This window comes from Streptomyces xantholiticus (assembly GCF_014651015.1).
Taxonomy (GTDB): Bacteria; Actinomycetota; Actinomycetes; order Streptomycetales; family Streptomycetaceae; genus Streptomyces; species Streptomyces xantholiticus.
In genome coordinates this window covers 169,592-188,153 of record NZ_BMWB01000013.1, presented here as the reverse complement: position 1 = coordinate 188,153, position 18,562 = coordinate 169,592, and the positions used below count along the sequence as shown (strand labels likewise).

Genomic DNA, 18,562 nt, shown 5'->3' with positions numbered 1-18,562 from the left:
GGATTCACGTCCACAGGAGCTCCGGTTCTCCGGTGCCGTCCGCGACGGCTCCCCGCGTCCTCCCGGCAGGCGGTGTCTCCATTTCGCCGGCCGCCTCGTCAAGGCCGTTGGCCTGGGAGGGCACCGGCACAGCGACCACGGGAGTGCCGGGGCCCATGCCGTGCCGTCGTTCGCTGCCGTCCCACTCCCACCGGGTCACCAGCACGGCGGCGATGTCGTCGACGCGCGAGAGCTGGGCGATGGCGATGCCGGGGACCTGCGGATAGCAGGCCCATTCCCGTTCGCTGGTCATGACGACGTCGAGGTCGAAGGCGCGCAGCAGGCCCAGACACTTGGCGCGAGAGTCGTCGTCGACGCCGGCGAACGCCTCGTCCAGGGTGACCAGGCGCGGGGCATGGGGGCCGCCCGCGCTCGCGTAGTGGGAGGACGCGGCGGCGAAAAGGGGCACGGACGCGGCCAGTACCCGCTCCCCGCCCGAAGCGGGCCCGGTGGCCGGCACCCACTTGCCGTGCTGGTGGCGTTCGACGCCGAACTCGTGCCAGGCCCGGTAGTCGAGTGCGGCGGTGAGGTCCTCCAGCCAGCTGCCGGCGCTGTCGTCGGCCTGCCGGCGGGCGATCTGCTCCTGGAGGAACGCGCCGACCGCTGCCCGGTCCTCGAGTGACCAGGCATCGGCCGACTGGCGCAGCCGTTCACGGGCCTGGGCCAGCCCCTGCGGGGCACGGCGGGAAGCCCGCCACACCAGCCGCAGCTTCATGCCGGTCGAGGTCGGGCGTTCCTCGAGCTCCTTGTTCATGGCGCCCACCTGTCGTTCGGCGGCCCCGATCAGCTCCTGGAGCGTCCCGGCGACCTCGGTGATCAGGTGGGTCTGAAGGATCTCGCGCTCGTGTGCGGACAGGATGCGGATCAGTTCGGCGACCTCGACGGCCAGCGCCTCGGCGAGTTCGGGTACGGCCCGTTCCCGGCCCTGGTAGACGATGTCGACCCGCATGCCGTCCTCGCTCGGACGGGCGGTGGCGGTGTGGCCGTGCCGCGACAGCGCGTCCTGGAGCCTGCCGAACTCCTCGCTCAGCCGTTTCTGCACGCGTTCCCAGGCCGCGTCCGAGTCGTCGACCGAGGAAAGCCGAGACTCGATGGCGCGCGCGAGAGCGACGGCGGGGGTCGCCGCCCATGGTGCTCCGTCGTCGTCCGGTACGTCGATGTCGGGAAGGGCCACGGCAAGCAGCCCCGTCGCGGCGAACCGCTGGAGCGCCGCGACGGCTTCCTCACGCGCGGCGGTCGCCTCTGTGACGTCCTCGGCGAGCCGCTCGATGCGCCCCTCGGCGCGGCTGGCCCGCCGGTCGGCGTCTGCGAAGTCCGCATGGGCCTGCTGCTGTTCGCTCTCGCAGACGCGAGCTGCCTCCGCTGTCTCCTCCAGCCGCCGCTGGAGTTCGGCGACGGCCGCTCCGACTGTGGAGCGGAGGGTGGCGAGGTGTTCGTCCGCGGCAGCGGCGCCCCGGGCGGCCTCCGTCGCCCGCTCCGAGAGTTCGGACACGAGGAGTGCGGCCCGGTCGGTCTCCGCCTGCTCACCGGTCACTGCGCGCTCGGCGTCGGCGTGTTCGCGCAACGCGGGCCACAGCGCCGCCAGGAGAGCGGTGTGATCGGCGAGTGTCTGGCGTACGGAGCCCAGTCCCGCTGTGTCGGCGGGAAGGTTCAGGGCGGCCGCGGTCTCGGCGAGCTCGGCCGCCGCACCGTCGGCGTTCGCAGCCGCCCGCCCCAGCTCCGCGGCCCGCGTCTCCTGCCGGGTACGGGCCCGGTGGGCCGCGTCGGCCGCGGCGGTGACACGTGCGTGGGCGTGGCGCAGGTCGTCGTCGCCCGGTACCGCGGCGAGTTCGGCGTCCAGCACGACGCGGCGCTCGGCCACGGCGCGGGACTCCTCGGCCAGTCGCTCCCGCTCGGTCGCCAACGCGTCCAGCTCGGTGTGCAGTTCGTTGATCCGGGCGCGGCGTGCCCGTTCCCGTGCTCCTTCTCCCACGTACTGGGCACTCTTCTTGGCCCAGCTTCCGGTGAGCGCGCCGACCCGGAAGCGCCCGTCCGCGCAGACCCAGGTGTCGTGGCCGTCGGCTTCCCCGGAGGTCTCCCCGGACCGGTCCCCGTCCCCTGCGGCCAGCCCGATCGAGGCGAGCAGGCGCGCTACCGTCTCCTCGCCCACGGCGGCGGCCCCCACGTCCGCGGGGTCGACCGCCGGGCACAGCGCGCGGTCGAGGCCGGCCCCGCCGAGCAGCCCGACCGGGTCGAGCAACACGTCGTGGCCGTCCGCCGCGACTGCGGAGCCGTCCGGCCGTACCCAGGCGTCGAGGAGCCCCGACGCCTCCAGCGCGGCCTCCAGCCCCGCCCGGTCGGCGTCGGTGATGTGCGGGCGGAAGTCGACGAGCCGCCACAGCGGGGCGCCGAGGGCCCGGTCGCGCACGTCGGGCGTACGCGTGTACGGCGCCGACGGGCCGCGCTCGCCGCCCGCTTCGAGGGCGGTCAGCTCCTGGACCGCCAGCCGCTGCCGTTCCGTTCGCGCTGCCTCGCGGTGGGCCAGTCCGGCAGCCCGGTCTGCCAGGCGGGAGGCGGCGGTGCGATGGGCCTCGGCCGCCGCCGTACGGGCCGGCAGGGCACCGTCCAGTGAGCTCACCCAGTCCTGCACCGCGTCCAGGACCCCCGGCAGCCCGCTCACCCGCAGCTCAACGCACCCGGCCAGGTGCTCCCGCACGGCTGTGACCAGCGCCCGTCCCTCCTCGGTGGCCTTCTCCTCCGCCTCGGCCAGCCGCTCCGCGCTGTGCACGACCTCCTCGTCGGCCTCATCGGCGCGCAGCCGGGCGGCCCTGCGCTGCTCCTCGGCGTGCTCGGCACGCATGGCGAGTTCCGCCACGTGCTCGACGGCCCGCCGCCTGGCGGCCGTCGCCTCGTCCGCGTCCCGGCGCAGGACCGCTTCAGGGGCTCCCTCGGTCCGGGGGACGTCGAGCCGGGCCGCCGCGGCACTCTCCGTAACGCGGTTCTGGATGTCGTCCAGCGCCTCCTGAGCCGCCGTGAGCCGGTTGCCCGCGGTGGCGAGCCGTCCCAGGGCCCGGGTGTGTGCTTCGGCCGCCGTCCGCCGGTCGGCCTCGGCGCGGGTCAGCTCTCCGGCCGTACGGGAGGCGTCGGCCGCCGCCCGGTCGAGTGCCTGGGCGTCGCGCATCTTTGGCCCGGACCGCAGCGCGGCGTCCTGGGCGGCCAGCCGCGCGGCCCGTTCACCGAGTGCGGCGCCCCTCGCGCGGGCCTCCTCGCGCTCCGTCAGGGCCTGGTCCCGATCCGCCTGTGCCTTGGCGAGTTCCCGCTGGAGGTTCTCGTAGCGGGCGTGCTCGCGGCGGGGCAGGCGGGCGCGGCGCCGGGAGGCGAGGCGGGCGTAGCGCCGGTAGTGGTCGAGGAACGCCGAGGACGCCTGCTCGGCCTCTCGGGCCGCCCGCAGTTCCTCCTTCTCCTCGTCCAGCGATCTGAACGCCTCCGCCGCGTCGGCGACGACCGCCTGGTCCATCGGCGGCAGCGCCTCGGTCAGCGCCCGGGACAGGGCGGCTTCACTGGGGCGCTTGGACAACTGCGGCTGGCGCAACTGGATCAGAAGGTCGACGAGGGCCCCGTAGCGCCGCTCCCCGAGCCCGAAGAGAGCTTCGTCGACCGCCCTGCGGTACGTCTTCGCCGTGTCGTACACCATGCCGTGACTGCCGATCGCCTCGGCGAGCCGGTCCCGGGACAGAGCCGTGCCGGTGGCGTCCAGCAGGTCCAGGCCGGCGCCGATCCGCTGGTCCGTCACCGCGAACCAGTGGCGGGCGATGCCGCGTCCGGCGACCGCTTTCAGCCCGCACAGCAGCGTACAAAAATGCGCCTCGCCCGTGGTGTCGTCGAGCCGTCCGAACTCGATCCAGGTGTAGCCGAGCCTTTCCGGGTGCGGGTGCTCGCCGCCCAGGAGCAGGTTCCACTCCATCCGCTTGCCCGCGTCGCCGTCGGGCTCGACGCGGCGGGCGGAGAGGTCACCGTCCAGTAGGAACGGCAGGGTGAGGGCGAGCACCTTCGACTTGCCGGTGCCGTTGTTGCCGCGCAGCAGCAGGCGGCCGTCGCGGAACCAGAACTCCTCGACGTCGTAGTGGAACAGGTCGACGAGCCCGATGCGCAGGGGCCGCCACCGGCCGGGCGCGGGGCTGGGGAGCGCGGTCACGGCGCGGTTCACCTTCCGTCCTTCATGTCGTCCTGCACGGTCGCCTCCGGGGGTGCGGCGGGGTGGTGGCGGGCGGATCCCGGTTCCTTGACCACGGCCTCGCCCACCGCGTACCGCGCGAGCGCCGGGCGGGGCACGACGCCCCGTTCCGTACGCACGGCGAGCCCCAGCGCCACCAGCTTCATCAGCGCCTGCTCGACGAGTTCGGGCTCCGTGCCCGGCTCCCTCGCCGACTTGGACCAGAAGCCGCCGTGCTCCACGGCCAGTTCCCGAACGCGTGCCGCCAGCTCCGCCGGTTCGACGGGCCCGGCGGCTCGCGCCAGGTGCCCTGCCAGCAGCAGGGTGATGTGACCGTGCGTGCCCTGCTCCGGCATGCGTACGTCCGTGAGGTCGTCCAGGGGATCGACCATGGCGATGCCTTCGGCTCGGACCTCCGGGACCAGCCCGGTCAGTTCGTTGATGCGCGCGGTGATGAAGCCGCGCTGCCGGGTGAGGTAGGCCAGTTCGTCGTCGGTGAGGTCGTCGTAGTACAGCACCGGGTCGTCCAGGAGGCGGCGGGTCAGCTTCCAGCGGATCGCGCGGAATCTGAGCTCGTCGCTGTCGAGCGCGCTCTGCGCGGTCATCTCCACCAAGCGTTCCTCGAAGTCCTCGGCCTCGACCAGGGAGGGCCCCCGCAAGGACGCCGGCATCCCGGCCAGCACACGCCGCCGCACGTCGTAGAGCACATCTCCCGATCCGCTGACGTACGCCTCCTCGTCGCCGGCCACCCGCCGCAGCACACCGAGCCGCAGGAGAAGGCGTACGACGGCCGCGAGGTCGAGGCGCTCGTCGCGCCGCTCCAGGGTGAACGTGATGCCGGCGGCGAGGAGTTCGGGATCGGCGGCGGCCAGCACCACCTGCTCGGCGAGGCGTCCGAGGGCCACCTGCGACTCGCCCCGCTCCAGCGCGGCCAGCGTCAGGCAGAGCAGGACGTAGCGGCGGCGGGTGAAGGGCAGCGCGGTCCGGGTGGCCTCACGGGCCGGATGCGTGGCGTCGATGAGGGTGCCCGGTGTCTTGCGCAGGCGTGCGGCGTCGGGGTCCGTGCGCAGCGACCAGCCTGCGTTGCGCTCGAACCACTCCCGCAGCTCGGCGGTGTGCCGGCGCACCAGCCGGAACGCGTCGGAGTGCGGCCCGTCGGCGGTGAGCAGCGGCTCCTTCAGCAGCGCTCGCGCGGCTCGTTGGAGGTCGGCCTGGTGCTGGCCGTCGAGGACTTCGGCGAGGGGGCCGGTCAACGGGTCTCCGAGAGGGGTTGGGCGGCGCGGGAGGGCTGGGCGGACTGGAGGGGGCTGCCCTGCCGAGGGACGGATGCGGGGGCGGACGCGGACACGGGCGCGGGGGCGGGCACGGACGCGGACACGGACACGGGCATGCCCATCAACGCACCCGGCTCCACGGGGCCGGGAAGGTTCCCGGCAGGCGCACCGGCCCCGCCACCGCCCACATCCCCCGCCGCGAGGTCGACGATGTCGATCACATGGTCGGGTCCGCTGAATACCCCGTCGGGGGTGTGCACTTCGGCGGTCGAGCCGTCGTCGAGGGCGGTGAGCCGAATCTCCATGGAGCCGTCCGAACTGGTGGCCACGGTGGTCGTCATGCCCGGCCGCCAGGTGGCAAGTGCGTCGCCGAGCAGGCGCAGAAACAACTGGAAGGCGAGCGGGTCGAGTTCACCCAGCCGGGACAGCCGCACCGGCCCGCCCGTGACGAGACGCTCCCGCGCCTGCCTGGCCTCTCCCGCCTGCCGGGCGGCGATCTCGGCGAGCCTGCGCTTCGCGTCGCCCCGATCGGTGACCTTGCGCGGCTTGCCCCGCCGCTCGTAACTGCCCGTACGGCGCAGCTGAGGGCTGATCCGCAACGGTCGCGCCTCACTCCACCTGGTCGAGGCCGGCTCCGGCGAGGCCGCCCGCTCGGCGAGGGTGTCGGCGTCGACGGTGAGGTGCCGGGAGGAGTGCAGCCCGAACGCCACCCGCCACAGCCGGTGCCGCGCCGCGTCGTCCGGCGCTTGGGCGAACCAGCGCGCCAGCGTGCGGAAGTCGGCCGAACGGTCGGACCGCCCGGCCCGCCGCTCGTTCAACTGCCGTACCACGGCCAGCAGCTGCGGAATGGACCCGAGCGCCCGCCCCCTCAGCAGCCTGGCCTGCGACTCCCGCCCCTCCCCCGACACGAACCACTGCGCGAGCCCCGACCAGCGGTCGGCCCACTTCTCGTACGCCGCCGCCTCCGCGTGCTCTGCGTCCTCGGGAGCGGCGTCGGCGGCCTCCCGGGCGGCGGCGAGCCGCAGCATCGGCCCCACCCGGCCCTGTTCCTCCAGCTCTCCGATCAGCAGGGCGATCCGGCCGCCGAGGGTGATGAGGTCCTGGATGAACCGCTCCAGGTACTGGATCAGCCGGTCCTTGTACGCGAGGAACGCCTCGACCTCGATGTCGTGCAGATCGATGGTGCGCTGGAGCGACCCCATGAAGGCGCGGGCGTTGTCGGCGAGGTCGCTGAACCGGGTCGTCAGCACGGACAGGGCGACGTACGCCTTGGCCGGGTCGGGCTCGTCCTCCGCGGCGATCACCAGGAGCGCCCGCAGCTGCGTGACGATGTCGTGCAGCGCGACCGCCTGGAGTTCTCCGCGCCGGCCCAGCACCTCGTCGTACGTCCCGAGCGCCGCCTCGGTGGCCTCACCGGCCCGGGTGAGCTGGTAGATGAACCGCCTGCGGTAGAAGTCCTCGACCGCCGTCACCCGCGCGTGGTCCGGATCGGCCCGCAGATTGCCCCAGCCGACGAGACTGTCCAGCGCCTTCACCACCGCCTCGACATCGGCGGGCCGGCTCCCCGCGTCCAGGGCGGCGTGCACGTCCTCCGGCCGCAGATGCACCGCGAACCGCTCCTTGGCGACGAGGAAGGCGCGCATCACCTGCCGGTAGAGGGCGGCGTTGGGGACGGTGAGGTGGGCGAAGGGGGCGTAGTCGTCGGGTGCAGGGTGCGGGTCTTGGGTCCGGGTACTCATCGCTGATCCATTCTTGCGGACGGGCAGCGGTCGACGTACACGATCCTCCGATTTCGGGCCCCGCGCCCCGGCGCCACGTCCCGGCGCTGCGATCCAGCGACCGGTGTACCACCGCTGACATGTCCGAAACCATGCTGGTAGGGCGTGAAACGCTCGCTACGAAGCTCGTCGGCAGAAGCCCGGACCGCTCTCTGCGCCGGCCCGACGCAGACGTCCACCGGCCGCAACTGCACCGCCCCCTGGTCGGCTGCCCGGGTTCCGGGCCGCCCGTCACCGCCTTCGCCGACGACATACCCGTTGTCTGCGGCCACCACTAGGATTCACCGGGTCCGCGACATGGTGGAAACGGTACGAAAGGCCGGAAGAGCAGGAGCGGACGGCCACTGGACACAGAGTGCAAGAGGCGGGGACGGCACATGCGGGAAGGCCGGTGGACCACGGTCACCGACTCCGAGTTCGACCATGAGCACCGTGGCCTGGAAGCCATCCGGGAGAAGCTGCCGGACGCAGATCCCTGGCGGGCCTGGTCGAACTTCACGTTCACCGCCCACACCGGTCACGTGCGCGAGGTCGACCTCCTCGTCGTCGCTCCCGGCGGCGTGTACATGATCGAGCTCAAGGACTGGCACGGCTCTGTGACCAGTGAGAACGGCACCTGGGTCCAGACCACCCCCGGTGGCCATCGCCGTCCGCACGGCAACCCGCTGCACCTCGTCAACAAGAAGGCGAAGGAGCTGGCCACCCTGCTCGGCCAGCACGGCAGGCGGGTGTGGGTCGGCGAGGCCGTCTGCTTCACCGACGGCGGCCTGCGCGTCCGCCTGCCCGCCCACGACCAGAACGGCGTCCACACCGTCGACGAACTGGTCACCATGCTCCAGGAGCGGCCACGCGACGAGCGGCGCCGTATCACGGCCGTCGAATCCCGCGAGATCAAGGCCGCGCTGGAACGGATCGGCATCCGGCGCAGTGACGCCGAATACAAGGTTGGTCCCTACCAGTTGGACCGAAAGTCCTTCGACTCCGGCCCGACCTGGGCCGACTACAAGGCGAACCACAGCGAGCTGCCCGAGGTGGCCCGCGTCCGCGTCTACCTCAGTGAGCGCGGATCGGACGCGTCGATCCGGCGGTCGGTGGAGAACGCGGCCCGCCGTGAAGCGGCCGTACTCCAGCGGTTCAAGCACCCCGGCGTCGTCCAGCTCAAGCAGTACTTCCCGTCCGGGCACTCCGCGGGCCCCGCCCTGATCTTCGACTACGACCCGCGCACGCTGCGCCTCGACGAATACCTGCTCCAGCACGGCAAGAGTTTGGACATCCTCGGCCGGATGGCGCTGGTCCGCCAGCTCGCCGAGACGATGCGCTCCGCGCACTCCGCCCGCATCCACCACCGGGCGCTGGCCGCCCGTGCCATCCACGTCATCCCCCGCAACCGGGGCCGCCGCGGGCAGACGGTCGGTGAGGAAGCCGCCTGGCTCACCCCCCGCCTGGAGATCTCGGACTGGCAGATCGCCACCCAGCGCGCCACCGGCACGGACGGCGGCAGCGGCCAGGGCATGACCCGCTTCGCACCGACGGCGCTCTCGGCGATGCACCTGGCGGAGGGCTCCGACCCCTACTTCGCCCCCGAGTTGACTGCCCTCAAGGCCGACCCGGTCTACCTGGACGTCTACGGCCTCGGCGTCCTCACCTACCTCCTCGTCACGGGCAGAGCCCCGGCCGCGAGCCAGGCCGAGCTGCTGGCACGGCTGGAGGCGGGCGAGGGCCTGCGCCCCAGCTCGCTGGTCGACGACCTCTCCGAGGACATCGACTTCCTCGTCCAGGCGGCGACCGCCTACCGGCCCGGACAACGCCTGTCCTCCGTGGACGAGTTCCTGGAGATGCTGGAGATCGTCGAAGACGGTCTGACCGCGCCGGCCTCGGCGCCCGAGCCCGAACCGGCCGAGGACCCCGAGAAGGATCCCCTCGACGCGGTGGCCGGTGATGTGCTCGGCGGGCGCTGGGAAGTCTGCCGCCGCCTGGGCACCGGCTCCACCAGCCGGGCCTTCCTCGTCCGCGACCTCGAGGCCGAGGCGCGCAGGACCCGGCAGTTCGCCGTCCTGAAGGTGGCCCTCTCGGACAGCAGGGGCCAGATCCTCGTCCACGAGGCCGAGGTGATGAACCGGCTGCGCCCAGACTCCCGGGTGATCCGGCTCGTCCAGCCGGAGCCGCTGCGCATCGGGCCCCGTACGGTCCTCGCCCTGGAGTACGTGGGCGACGAGCGCGACGCCACCGACCAGGACGCCGAGACCGCCGACTCCAGCACCGGCACGAGCACCGGCACCGGCACGCGCACCCGCCGCCGCGAGGAGACGGTCGCACGCCAGCTGCGCGAACACGGCCGGCTGAAGATGGACCAGCTGGAGGCGTACGGGGACTACCTGTTCGGGGCCGTGGACTTCCTGGAGGGCGAGGGTGTCTGGCACCGCGACATCAAGCCGGACAACATCGCCATCCGCATCCGCCCCAACCGCACCCGCGAGCTGGTCCTCATCGACTTCTCGCTGGCGGGCTACCCGGCGAAGGACTACGAGGCGGGCACCGACGGCTACCTCGACCCGTTCATCGGCACCCTGACCCGCACCGCGTACGACTCGCACGCCGAGCGGTACGCGGTCGCCGTCACCCTGCACCAGATGGCCTCGGGCGAGCTGCCCCGGTGGGGCGACGGTTCGGTCCCGCCGAGGATGACGGACGCGAAGGAGTTCCCCTACCCGACCGTCCAGGCCGACGCCTTCGAACCCGCCGTACGGGACGGCCTGGTCGCGTTCTTCCGCAAGGCCCTCCACCGGGACGCGGCGAAGCGCTTTCCCGAGCTGAAGCCGATGCGGGACGCCTGGAAGAAGATCTTCCTGGACGCCACGCAGACCGTGCCGTCCAGCCACCGCTCCCGCCACCCCGAGCCCGCGCCGCAGAAGCCTGCGGCAGGCGAGCGCGCGGCGGTGATCGCGGACGCCGAGCCGCTCACCGCCGACGAGCAGCGCGAACGCCTCGCTGCGGCGGTCACCCGCGACACGCACCTGTCCGCGGCCGGTCTCACCCCGGCCGCCGAGTCCTTCCTCTACGGCCTCGGGATCACGACCGTCGGCGGCCTCCTCGACTACAGCCGCAGCAAGCTCCTCAACGCGCCGGGCCTCGGCACCAAGACCCGCACCGAGGTGCAGCGCCGCCAGCGCCAGTGGGGCAGGCTGCTGCGCGAGGCACCGCTGTCCCCGCTCACCCCGAAGGGCCGCGCGGAGGCGAAGGAGGAACTCGCCCAGCTCACCGCCGCCGAGTCGGCGGTCGCCGGAGCGCTGGCCGTGGGCGAGGGAGCGGCAGCTCTGAGCGAGTCCGCGCTGCGGTCGCTGAGCCTCGACCTCCTCGCCACGCTCTTCGTCCCGGAGCTGAACAACAACCGCTCCAACAGCAACAAGGTCGAGATGGTACGGCTGTTGCTGCGCCTGCCGGACGAGCGCGGCGAACTGCCCGGCATCGGCGTCTGGCCCAAGCAGAAGGACGTGGCGCAGGCCCTCGGCCTGTCCGCCGGGCGCATCCCGCAGATGCTGAAGGAGGAGCGCAAGCGCTGGAAGAAGCACCCGGCGGTCCAGGCGCTGCGGGACGAGATCGTCGGCCTGCTGGTCGGCCTCGGCCGGGTCGCCTCGGCAGTCGAGATCGCCGACGCCCTCGCCGTGCGGCGCGGTACGCAGCTGGCGGGACGCGAACAGCGGCGCGCGCTGGCCCTGGCGGCGGTGCGGGCCGTCGTGGAGGTGGAGCAACTCCAGCCGGAGGAGGCGGAGTTCCAGCACCAGGCCAACCGCAAGGCCACGGAGGACGTCCTGGCGGCGGGCCTGCTCGCGCTGGACGTGCGGGAGGTCGACGCCCCGGACACCCCGACGGCTCCGGGCCTGCTCGACTACGCCACCCGCCTGGGCAGGACCGCCGACCGACTGACCCGCCTGGAGACTCTGCCGACGGCTACGACCGTGCTGAGCGAGCTGGGCGCACTGACCCCGCCGCCCGGCGTCGTGGACTGGGACGAGAGGCGCCTGGTCGAACTGGCCGCCGCCGCGTCCGTGAACGCGGCGGCCACGCCTCGCCTGGAGATCTACCCGCGCGACCTGCCCCTGGTACGGGCCCTGCGCCTCACGCAGGCAGGACTGGTGCGGCTGATCCCGGGCGTGCCGGAGGCACGGCAGCCCGGCCTGACGGGCGAGGACGTCCACGAACGGGTACGGGCCCGCTTCCCTGAGCTGGTCGTCAGGGACCACCGGGGCACGAGCACGCACGAGCTGCCGACCGGCGGGCCCTTGACCAAGGCCCTGCGCGACGCGGGCTTCGACCTCACCCTGTCGACGCGCGAGGACACCCGGACGTCGCGCTATCTGCCGACGCGCATGGACAGCGCGTCCAGCTATCTGACGGGCGGGAACTGGGGCCGGTCGACGCAGGCCGGCACGGCGACACGCTACTCCGACGACCCGCTCGTGGCGGGCGGGGTCCGCGCGGACGAACGGCTGCTGGCCTCGGCCCGGCACGACGGCTACCGGGTCCTGACCGTGCACCACGCCCGCACGGTCGAGGCGGTACGGAGGCTGGCGGGCCACCGCATCGGCGCGCAGGCGGTGTCCGTGACGGAACTCTTCCTGGAGTCGATGCACGCACTGGTCCCCCCGGGCACCAAGCCGACCTGGGAGACGCTGCTGAAGGCGGACGTGGCCGAGCCCGGCTCGCGGGGCGCGCTCAAGTTCGGCGAGTACGCGCGGACCGCGTGGGGCACGGTGGAGCCTCAGATACGGGAACTGCTCGCCCCAGGGGCCGGTTCGGGCCCGGTCCTGCTGACCGAGGTGGCCGTGTTCGCCCGGTACGACGGGATGGGCGTCCTCGACAGGCTCGCGGAGGCAGCGCGCCAGGGCGGACGCGGGCTGTGGCTGCTGGTGCCGCAGGCGGACCCCGGGCGCGAGCCGAAGCTCGGGCACACGGCCGTGGCCTACCAGGCCGGCCTGGGCGAATGGATCGACCTGCCGGACTCGTGGGTGAAGAAGGATTACCTGTCCGGCGTGACGGGCGTGGGTGTCGTGGGCGCGAACACAATCGTGAACGGTAACGAGGGGAACGACGAGTGATCGACCGCAAGGCTCTGTTGGAAGACCTGAAGCGCCAGGTCAAGGCGGTCGAGACCGATCTCGGCAAGCAGGTCAAGGTGGTGGCGGAGGGCGAGAAGCTGCGCGCCGAGTACGACCGTGCGCGCAAGCTGGGCCGCACGGCGGCGACCTGGAACTCCTGGCTGGACGAGCGGGTCACGCAGGTCGCCGTGGCGTGGGTGCTGGGCACGGTCTTCGTCCGGTTCTGCGAGGACAACCGCCTGATCCCGGAGCCGTACCTGACGTCGCCGGAGGGTGACCGGCGGGATCTGGCGCTGGCCCGGTTCGAGGAGTACGTAGCGAGGTCCGAGGACCCGACGTACCGGGGCTGGCTGGAGCAGGCGTTCGAGGAGCTGGGGGCGGGACAGGCGGGACGGCTGCTGTTCGACCGGCGGCACAACCCGCTGTTCCAGATCCCGTTGTCGCATGACGGTGCGCGTGAGTTGGTGGACTTCTGGCGCAGGCGGGACGAGGACGGTCTCCTAGTCCACGACTTCACGGACCCGCTGGAGGAGGACGGGGACGGTACGCGGGGCTGGGACACGCGGTTCCTGGGCGACCTGTACCAGGACCTGAGCGAGGCGGCGCGGAAGACGTACGCGCTGCTCCAGACGCCGGAGTTCGTGGAGGAGTTCATCCTCGACCGGACGATGGACCCGGCGGTACGGGAGTTCGGCTACGAGGGCCTGAAGATGATCGACCCTACGTGCGGGTCGGGGCACTTCGTGCTGGGGGCGTTCCGGCGGCTGGTTCGGCTGTGGGCGGACGGTCGGCCGGGCAAGGACGTGCACGAGCGGGTGCGGGAGGCGCTGAACTCCGTGCACGGTGTGGACCTGAACCCGTTCGCGGTGGCTATCGCTCGGTTCCGGCTGCTGGTGGCGGCTATGGCGGCGAGTGGGGTGCGGACGCTGGCGGAGGCCGCTAAGTACGAGTGGCCGATTCACCTGGCGGTGGGCGACTCGCTCATCAAACACCGGCACAAGCAGGGGAACCTGTTTGACGACTTGGAGGAGGAGGGCGCGGATGAGCTGGCCGACTTCAAGTACGAGACTGAGGATGTGCACGAGCACCCGAATATTTTGCGGTCGGGGCGGTATCACGTGGTGGTGGGGAATCCACCGTATATTACGGTGAAGGACAAGAAGCTTAATGAGCTTTATCGGGGTCTGTACGACGCGTGCGCGGGGAAGTACGCCTTGTCGGTTCCCTTTGCTCAGCGGTTCTTCGAGCTGGCGAAGGTGGGGGATACGGAGAGCGGGCTCGGGTACGGATTGGTCGGACAGATTACGGCGAACTCGTTCATGAAGCGGGAGTTCGGCACACGGCTGATTGAAACCTACTTCGGGCACGATGTGGAGCTGACCGAAGTCATCGACTCCTCGGGGGCGTACATCCCAGGGCACGGAACACCGACGGTCATCTTGATCGGAAAGCGTCGCAGCGGGAACAGACGTTCAGAAACCATTCGTACAGTGCGAAGCATCCAAGGCGAGCCTTCAGCGCCGGGAAACGCCGAGGACGGGCACGTTTGGCGCGCGATCGTTGAACAGGTCGACACGCCGGGATCTGTGAGCCAGTGGGTCTCCGTAAATGATCTGGGGCGCGAACGCTACTTCGGCAAGCAGCCGTGGATTCTGGCTGACGGCGGTCTTGAGCTGAACGAAGCAATCGAGAGCGCCGCCACGGCTCGACTGCGATCAATCATTTCCCGAGACATCGGATTCGCCAGCTTCCCCGGACAGAATGATGCATTCGTGAGCACACCTGCCGCCTTGCTTCGACAGCGAGTAGCTGACGAGGTGTCAAGGTCGTACATCGCCGGCGAAGCGGTCCGAGACTGGGGGGTTCACTCGACAGAAAACGCGATCACCCCATATGCGACCGATCTATCCCCACTTCCCTACGATGAAGACGCCTCCTGGGCTCGGCTCCTCTGGCTCGCTCGGAGCCATCTGCGCTCCACGAAGGATTTCGGCGGGCAAAGCCAAGAGGATCTAGGCAAGCCGTGGTGGACTTGGTATCGCTGGGTGCCGGACCGCTACCGAAGTCCCCTCTCCCTGATCTTCCCATTTGTCGCAACGCATAACCATTTTGTTCTGGATCGAGGGGGACGCGTCTTCAATCAGCATGCGCCCGTGATCAAACTTCGGGATGGAGCGAGCAAGGAAGACTATCTACGGCTGCTTGGACTACTCAATAGCTCAACCGCTTGCTTCTGGCTCCAGCAGGTCTCACACAACAAAGGGGAGGGAGGCGGCGCACGAGTTGACGCAGGATATTCGGCCATGGGAAGCGAAGCATGGAAGAATTCGTTTGAGTTCACAGGCACCAAATTGCAAGGCTTTCCGCTACCCAGTCGTTACCCCACCGATCTCGGGTCCGCCCTAGATCACCTCTCGAGGCAACTGGACTCCGTCAGTCCTGCAAGGGTGGCCGCGAGGGCTACTCCGACACCTACCGTGCTCCGCGATGCTAAGGCTTCGTGGCATGCCATCCGCGCCCGCATGATCGCACTCCAGGAGGAACTGGACTGGCACGTCTACTGGCTCTACCACCTGCACCCAGAAAACCTGCGCGCCTCTGAAGACCTGGACTCATTCGAAATTCCCGAACTCGCCCTCGGGGAGCGTGCGTTCGAGATCGTTCTCGCGCGACGCGTCCTCTCGGGCGATGCAAGCGACGAGTGGTTCAGGCGGCACGGATCCACGCCCATCATCGAGATTCCCGAGCACTGGCCCGCCGCCTACCGTGAACTCGTGCATAAGCGGATAGAGGCCATAGAGCAGAACCGAGCAATCGGCATGGTAGAACGACCGGAGTTTAAGCGGCGCTGGAAATCGGAAGGCTGGGATTCTCTTCTAGACCATGCAATTGAGTCGTGGCTGCTCGACCGGATCGAGGACCGTGCGCACTGGTTCGACGAGAACGGGATGCCCGCGCTCGTCACTCTCTCCCGGCTCACCGACAACCTCTCCCGTGACGAGGACTTCGTCTCCGTCGCTAAGATCTACGCGCCGCGCAAGGAACTGCCCACCGTGGTTGCCGAGTTGATGACCGACGAGCACGTTCCGTTCCTCGCCACCTTGCGCTACAAGCCCGCCGCCCTAAAGAAGCGCGCGGACTGGGAGCACGTTTGGGATCTCCAGCGGCAGGAGGACGCCGCTCCGGACGAGTCGGCCAAGCGGAAGATCCGGGACAGCATTCCCGTACCGCCGAAGTACACCTCGGCCGACTTCCTGCGCCCCTCCTACTGGCGGGCGCGCGGCAAGCTGGACGTGCCGAAGGAGCGGTTCATCTCGTACGCGCGAGCCAACGTCGCCACCCCCGACCTGTACGGCTGGGCAGGCTGGGACCACCGGGAGCAGGCGATCGCGCTCGACACGTACATCGCCACGCACGAGGGCCTGACCACCGAAGAGGTAACCCCGCTCCTCACCGGGCTGCTGGAACTTCAGCCGTGGCTGAACCAGTGGCACAACGAGCCCGATCCGCTCTTCGCCCCGACCCCCGCCAAGTTCTTCGAGGGCGACCGGCAGATGGAACAGGGCAAGCACGGCCTCACCGACGACGACCTGCGCGCCTGGCGCCCGGCCGCCGCGACCAGAGGACGCCGTACCACCAAGAAGTAACCCGCCCGAGAACGCAAACGGCCCCGCGATCGAAACAGATCGCGGAGCCGTTGACTTGCATGTTCAGTCGCTCAACTGACTGTCCCTGATTGCCGAAACGAAGGAGGACCATCCACCGGCCCGGAACACGAGCACCGGACCGTGCGGAACCTTGCTGTCCCGAACCGGCACGACAGCGGCGAAGTCGTCCGAGACCTCAACGCAAGCACCACCATCCGGGTTGCTGTAGCTGCTCTTCCGCCAGGTCGCGGCGGTCAAGTCGAAAGGTCGCACGGCACTTCCTCCAACATGCGCAGGATGAACTTTCGCGACTCGCCAGGGGGCAAGGCCATGTCGCGCACCACATCGTAGGCACGCTGCAAGCGTTCGACCCTGGCACTTTCTTCCACCAGCTCACCCCAGTGAGCATTCTCGGTGTAAGCAACAGGCCGTCCGTCCGCAAGGCGTAGGAACCACACGTCGGTGCCGACCAAGCCGTGCACTCCTGCGCTCTGGAGCAGCACCTGGACGGTGACGGACTCCCTCTCCGCCATCTCTGCGAGGTGCTCCAACTGCGCCCGCCACTCAGCAGCACCCCGCACCGGCGTCCGCAACACCGCCTCCGCGAGGATCGTCCGGAATGGCGGTGCGTCCTGTGCCTCCAACAACTCCCGCCGTCCCATTCGCGCCTCGACCTGCTGCTCCAGCTCCTTACCCTTCAGCCCGCCGACCGCCAGCACCTCCCGCGCATACCCCGGCGTCTGCAACAACCCCGGCAGCACGCTCACCGCGAAGTGCCACAGGCTCAGCGCCTCCGCCTCCAGCGCCATGTACCGCCGGTACCGCTCGCGGAACTGCGTGTGGTCCCCGGCGGCCAGCTCCCACAGCGCCAGCAGCAGGCCCGGCGTCCCGTAGTGCGTGTCCAGCGCCTGGACGACCTCCGGGCTGCCGAGCGTCTCGCCCTTCTCCATCTTGCCGAACAACGACCAGTCCCAGCCGAGCCGTTCACCGAGCGCCCGCAGGCTCGTCCCGCTCCCCGCCCGTAACGTCCGCAGTTCCTCGGCGAACCGCTGACGGGGTTCCTGGCTGCGGCCGGTGATGACGCGCCGCTGCGGCATACCGCTGCTCCCTCCGGGACGTGCGCGTGACCGATGTGGAACGTGTGGAACCACCTCCGCACGGCGGGGAAGCACCACCCCGTCCACCACCCGGTCGCCCACATCCAGCCGCATCCTCGTAACGACCGGACTCCACAGCGTAATTCAGCCAGCACAGCCCGGTCATGGATTCAACGGAACCGCACCGACCACCACACCGAACGGTCGACTGGAGGCTGTGGGAAGCCGACTACGCCAAGTGCGGGCCCTGCCGGCCTGGCGAGAACTGCCACTGGTACTGGTACTGGTACTCAGGGAACGATCGGATCCGGGGACGTTGGGAGCGTCCCCGGGCCCTCGACTGTGCGGGGCGCGACGATGTTGTGTCAGTTCCCCGGCGCATCGGGCGTCACCGGTACGGTGGCCGTCTCCATCGGCCTCACCGTTCCCGGAGGAGCTCCATGCCCCGTGTGCCCGACACTCCGGCCGAGTACTGGGACACCTATATGCCGCACCGGGGAGAGGGTGAGCAGCCCGCCCCCGTCGTGAACCGCTTCGAATGGACCCAGTACCCCGGCCACGGCCCTGGTGCCGAGCTGCTCGGCGAGCCGCGACGCGCTCTGGATCTCGGCCCCGCGGAGGGTAAGGAGGCCGTGTACCTGGCTCAGCAAGGCGTGGAAGTGGCCGGCGTCGACCTCTCCCTCGTCCAGGTGGAGCGCGCCCGGAGATGGTGGGACGGCGTGCCGGGGCTCGACTTCGTCCACGCGGACGCTTGCGACTATCTCGCTTCAGGCACCCGGTTGTTCGACGCCGTCTACTCGGTGTGGGGTGCTGTGTGGTTCACCGACCCCGAGCAGTTGTTCCCTCTGGTGGCCAAGCGTCTGGCCCCGGGCGGTGTCCTTGCCTTCAGCCAAGCCGAGCCGCTCCCTGGTGCCTACGGACCGCAGCCGATGCGGGGCAAATGGCTTGAGGGCCGGGAACATGAACTCACCGTGCTCCGCTGGCAGTACACCCCTGAAGCGTGGGCCGACCTGCTCAAGCAACATGGCTTCACCGGCGTCCAAGCCTTGGTGCTCGAAGCTCCCGAGCCAAACAAGCTCGGCACCCTCTTGGTACGGGCCCACACCCGCGCATGAAGGGACAGACGCCGTCGTCGCTGACTCAACTGCTGCGCGGTGGCGTTCAGTCCAAGACAGGCGACAGAACACGACCGCTCCCTGACCGGGCGCCCAGACGGCGCGCGTTGGCGGAGGGTCCGTAGCGCATGTTCTAGCTGATGCCGAGGGCCGTGTCGGCGCGGCAGTGCGCGCACGCCTCCACGCCGTCGGCCACGGCCCGGGCGGCGACGTCGTCGACCGGAAGCCAGCGGCATGGATCGGCGAGTACGGCAAACACCCCGACCGTGCGCATCGTCCTCACCGACCAGGCCGACGGCAGCGAGCTGTCCTGGCCGTAGCTGT

General features: G+C 70.5%; 10 protein-coding genes. 4 read left to right on the top strand and 6 right to left on the bottom strand.

Annotated elements, in window-relative coordinates:
* Nucleotides 1–4: 4 nt before the first annotated feature.
* Genes IE198_RS20350 through IE198_RS20340 form a run of 3 tightly spaced genes read right to left on the bottom strand, consistent with a single transcriptional unit; the run spans nucleotide 5 to nucleotide 7,244 of the window.
* On the bottom strand, nucleotides 5–4,213 hold the full coding sequence (locus IE198_RS20350) for a TIGR02680 family protein (protein WP_189888603.1): 4,209 nt from the start codon (nucleotides 4,211–4,213) through the stop codon (nucleotides 5–7).
* Nucleotides 4,214–4,221: 8 nt separating this feature from the next.
* The gene (locus tag IE198_RS20345) at nucleotides 4,222–5,484 is read right to left on the bottom strand and encodes a TIGR02678 family protein (RefSeq protein WP_189888601.1); all 1,263 of its coding nucleotides are present in this window, start codon (nucleotides 5,482–5,484) and stop codon (nucleotides 4,222–4,224) included.
* Nucleotides 5,481–7,244, bottom strand: coding sequence for a TIGR02677 family protein (locus tag IE198_RS20340; RefSeq protein WP_189888599.1), 1,764 nt, complete (start codon nucleotides 7,242–7,244; stop codon nucleotides 5,481–5,483). The genes IE198_RS20345 and IE198_RS20340 overlap by 4 nt, the downstream gene beginning before the upstream one ends.
* Before the next feature lie 119 nt (nucleotides 7,245–7,363).
* On the opposite strand from IE198_RS20340, the gene IE198_RS20335 reads away from it, so the two are divergent.
* From IE198_RS20335 to pglX, 3 genes are all read left to right on the top strand, one after another.
* Nucleotides 7,364–7,561 carry a hypothetical protein gene (locus IE198_RS20335; RefSeq protein WP_189888596.1) on the top strand — a complete coding sequence of 66 codons (198 nt, stop codon included), beginning with the start codon at nucleotides 7,364–7,366 and terminating at the stop codon, nucleotides 7,559–7,561.
* Between the two features lie 99 nt (nucleotides 7,562–7,660).
* Nucleotides 7,661–12,379, top strand: a complete 4,719-nt coding sequence (gene pglW / locus IE198_RS20330) for a BREX system serine/threonine kinase PglW (protein WP_189888594.1) — start codon at nucleotides 7,661–7,663, stop codon at nucleotides 12,377–12,379.
* Complete coding sequence (pglX, locus tag IE198_RS20325) at nucleotides 12,376–16,026, top strand: BREX-2 system adenine-specific DNA-methyltransferase PglX (protein ID WP_189888593.1); 3,651 nt, start codon at nucleotides 12,376–12,378, stop codon at nucleotides 16,024–16,026. The genes pglW and pglX overlap by 4 nt, the downstream gene beginning before the upstream one ends.
* A 63-nt stretch (nucleotides 16,027–16,089) precedes the next feature.
* Here the strand turns inward: pglX and IE198_RS20320 are convergent, their stop codons facing one another.
* Nucleotides 16,090–16,299, bottom strand: coding sequence for a DUF397 domain-containing protein (locus tag IE198_RS20320; RefSeq protein ID WP_189888591.1), 210 nt, complete (start codon nucleotides 16,297–16,299; stop codon nucleotides 16,090–16,092).
* Nucleotides 16,281–17,123 (bottom strand): helix-turn-helix domain-containing protein, encoded by an 843-nt coding sequence (locus IE198_RS20315; protein WP_189888589.1) that lies wholly within the window; start codon nucleotides 17,121–17,123, stop codon nucleotides 16,281–16,283. The genes IE198_RS20320 and IE198_RS20315 overlap by 19 nt, the downstream gene beginning before the upstream one ends.
* Nucleotides 17,124–17,563: 440 nt before the next feature.
* Here IE198_RS20315 and IE198_RS20310 point away from each other — a divergent pair, with 440 nt between their 5' ends.
* Entirely contained in the window at nucleotides 17,564–18,238 is a 675-nt protein-coding gene (locus tag IE198_RS20310) for a class I SAM-dependent methyltransferase (protein WP_189888587.1), read from the top strand.
* 133 nt (nucleotides 18,239–18,371) lie between these two features.
* On the opposite strand, the gene IE198_RS20305 is transcribed toward IE198_RS20310, so the two are convergent.
* Nucleotides 18,372–18,512: a hypothetical protein gene (locus tag IE198_RS20305; RefSeq protein WP_189888585.1), complete on the bottom strand. Its 141-nt coding sequence runs from the start codon at nucleotides 18,510–18,512 to the stop codon at nucleotides 18,372–18,374.
* Between the last annotated feature and the right edge of the window lie 50 nt (nucleotides 18,513–18,562).